This window comes from Mesotoga infera, assembly GCA_011045915.1.
In the GTDB taxonomy this organism is placed as follows: Bacteria; Thermotogota; Thermotogae; order Petrotogales; family Kosmotogaceae; genus Mesotoga; species Mesotoga infera_D.
This window is the reverse complement of the sequence record DSBT01000393.1, coordinates 1-3,226: the sequence shown is the minus strand read 5'-3', so window position 1 is coordinate 3,226 and position 3,226 is coordinate 1. Positions and strand designations below refer to the sequence as shown.

The window sequence follows — 3,226 nt, the reverse complement described above, 5'->3', positions numbered from 1 at the left end:
GATGGCTTCCGACTAACGTCGTTTCCTTCTCAGAAGATTGCACTGTCAGGCTTATCCTGTTTCCCCCGGCGCTTCTGATTTCAAGCGGCTCGGCATCTAGAAGGACATCGATGCCTTCGTCCCTCATAATTTCCAGAACCATGCCGGCGATGTCCTCGTCTTCGCGTGAGAGCAGCTGTTTATCCCTTTGAATAACCGTCACTTCACTTCCAAAACGTCTGAACATCTGCCCGAACTCCAAACCCACGTAACCGCCTCCAACGACAATCAGGTGTTCTGGAAGCTCATCGAGCTCCATTATTGAAGTCGAGTCATAGGCCACTGAATTATCCAGACCTCTAATCTCAGGTCTCGCAGGTCTCGTTCCGGTGTTTATGACGATGATGTCTGCTTCAAAGAACTCCGTACTTCCACTTAGAAAACTTATTTCTAGCTGTCTTTCCCTTACAAAACGCGCGCTGCCTTCTATCAATGATAGGTTTGGAGAATCGAGAATCCTTCTCTTGCTTCCTTCCCTGAAACTCTCAACCACTTGTTTTTTCCGCAGTATAACTCTTTCCAGATCGATAGAGAACTCGCCAGCATCAACTCCAAAATCTGCTGCGCGCTTCACCAGATGCGCTACTCTTGCGCTGGCTATCATAGTCTTTGTCGGAGTACACCCTTCATTGACGCACGTACCTCCAACTGCCTTTCTTTCCACAAGTGCGACCTTCCATCCTGCATCTGCAAGCGAAAGCGACAGGGGAGTGCCTCCCTGACCGGAACCGATAACTATCGCGTCGAATTTTTTCCTACCGTCCTTCATTTGATCACCATCCTGATGTTCAGCCATAAGCATCTCGAGCTTCCCAATCATTTGCCGAACTCTCTATTGAAAGTAAAAGGTGCGATTCTGCTTCTCTGCCTCAGTGGGATGAATGTACGAAAGATCTAGAGGGGAAAACTGTCTTGTTCTGCTTCCATAACTGAAGCACCGAGCGGACGACAATACGTTGAAAACCAAACCTGTGCCCCTTCTTATGGCGAAAGGGAATACCCCGGATGCTTCTTAGTATAGCATCGGGCAAAGCAAAACAAATGCGGAAAAGAGTCTATGCTCGGAATCTGAAATTGCTTGAAGCCGTCACTGTGTCGCGCCTGTCTTAAATCCAGTCGACAGCATAGGATGCAGAAGCCGCTGCTAGTATAATTGTATGATCAGTGCAGGCCGGTGGTGAATAGAATGACTAGATACGATGAGCGTGACACGATGTTTGCCCGGATTAACTACGAAGCAGGATCTCCCGAGTACCGTGACTACTACTCCATGCATCCTGAGTTGAAAGAGGTGGATGACGAACTGCGTAGCAAACCGGATCTGTGCGACGCAAGCTCCCTCTCTTATGATCCGATTGAAGCTTCAGAAATCCGTTCGAATTTCTCCCTTATAGAAGACCTTCGGCCTCTATGCGAGGGCAAACCATCATCCGGCAAACTCCGTGTTGAACCGTCGGACATTACGGATCAAATTAAGCTTATGGCCCTTGATTATGGGGCAGATCTCGTAGGCGTCGCAGAAATGAAACCGGAGTTTTATTACGGCCACAGAGGCAGGCATCGAGAACACTATGGAAAGGAAATAAGCGATCTACTTCCTTTTGGAATCGCATTCGCGGTTGAAATAAGGAAGGATATGATTGACAGCGCACCGGCGATGACCGCAATGGTCGAGAGCTCCAGAACGTATCTGAAGGCAGCGACGATCGGACTAAGCATCTCCTATTTCATTCGAAGTCTGGGATACTCGGCCAGAAATCATATGGACGGAAATTATCTCGCAATTCTCCCTCTAGTGGCGGAAGCTTCAGGACTTGGCGTTTTCGGAAGACACGGCCTTCTTGTCTCTCATAAATTCGGACCAAGAGTCAAGCTCGGGCTTGTAACGACGGATATGCCTTTGAAGTGCGACCAATCAATCGATGTTGACCTAGAGAGCTTCTGCGGCAGCTGCGGTATTTGCTCAACAAAGTGCCCTGCTTCTGCAATACCCGTCATTGGAAAGGAGAACGTCAACGGAACCAGGAGATGGAGAATTAGTCACGAGCTCTGTTACTCTTATTGGAGGACGAATGGAACCGATTGCGGTATTTGCATTAGGGTCTGTCCCTTCTCGAAAGGGATCGGCTTTTCACAGTCCATGTAATCAAAAGGCAAAACGCTCCGATTCTGAGATCCTCGACTGCTTTCTCTAACCTGCTTAGACGGTAGAAAGGCTTCCGTTTTCATCGAATTTGGGTTTTTGAAGGATCATATGTAAGAATAACTATATGAGACTATAGGAGGGATTACCATGAATGAAGTACTCAGTACAATTATCGAGTGGGCCATCAGAATAGGGATTAGCGTTGTAATCCTACTGCTGGCAAAATGGCTGGCAGGTCTCTTCTACAAAGCATTCATGAAGTTCGCGGAGAAGACATCCGTTGTCTCCACTCAATATCAAAAAACCATGAGAACTCTGTTCAATCTGGCGTTCTACGCTCTGGCTGCCTTTATAATCATCTCGGTTCTCTTCAAGAATCTGGCTCCTGTACTAGCCGGACTCGGAGTATCAGGTATTATTGTAGGTCTCGCAGTCAAAGAGCCTCTAGAGAATTTCATCTGCGGAATTCTTATAATGCTCAACAAGTTGGTTTACGAAGGGGAAGCCGTGGACATTGGCGGAACCTCAGGCGGGATTCAGGAAATAAAACTGAACCATGTCCTTCTGAAGACATGGGATGGAAAGCTTGTTACCATACCGAGCAGGAACGTCTGGGCAGCCACTATAGTACACTTTTGGCCGGAAAACATCAGAAGAAACGATCTCAATGTTGGAGTTTCCTACTCAAGCGATCTTAACAAGGTGATGAAGATTCTCGAAGAGTCAGTAAATTCCTATGAGAAGCTATATGTAGATGATAAGCATAAACCGATGATACAGTTCACCGGTTACGGCGCATCTTCGATCGACTTCGTCGTGAGATTCTGGGTGGAGAGGCCGGACTTCATCGCTTCAAGCACAGAACTCGCGAAGATAATAAAATCGAACTTCGACGAAAACGGAATAGAGATACCCTTTACCCAGGTTGATTTGCACATAGTCGACGGCCCGAAAGAAGGTATAAAGCTGGCCGGGAAAGAAAGCTGACCGAAACCGTGGTTGGGGGTGGCAGTGTGCCAAGAAGGCGAAGAAGGAAACTTC

The 3,226-nt window shown here is 47.6% G+C and carries 3 protein-coding genes; 2 read left to right on the top strand and 1 reads right to left on the bottom strand.

Translation table 11 applies throughout. The annotated features are described in order from the left end of the window. The coding region (locus ENN47_12645; GenBank protein HDP78996.1) for an FAD-containing oxidoreductase at window positions 1-808 on the bottom strand (808 nt) is incomplete at its 3' end. Window positions 809-1,225: 417 nt separating this feature from the next. On the opposite strand from ENN47_12645, the gene ENN47_12640 reads away from it, so the two are divergent. Together ENN47_12640 and ENN47_12635 are read left to right on the top strand one after the other, a co-directional pair. Then, complete coding sequence (locus ENN47_12640) at window positions 1,226-2,185, top strand: 4Fe-4S dicluster domain-containing protein (protein HDP78995.1); 960 nt, start codon at window positions 1,226-1,228, stop codon at window positions 2,183-2,185. Between the two features lie 147 nt (window positions 2,186-2,332). Then, window positions 2,333-3,172 carry a mechanosensitive ion channel family protein gene (locus tag ENN47_12635; protein HDP78994.1) on the top strand — a complete coding sequence of 280 codons (840 nt, stop codon included), beginning with the start codon at window positions 2,333-2,335 and terminating at the stop codon, window positions 3,170-3,172. The last annotated feature ends 54 nt before the right edge of the window (window positions 3,173-3,226 follow it).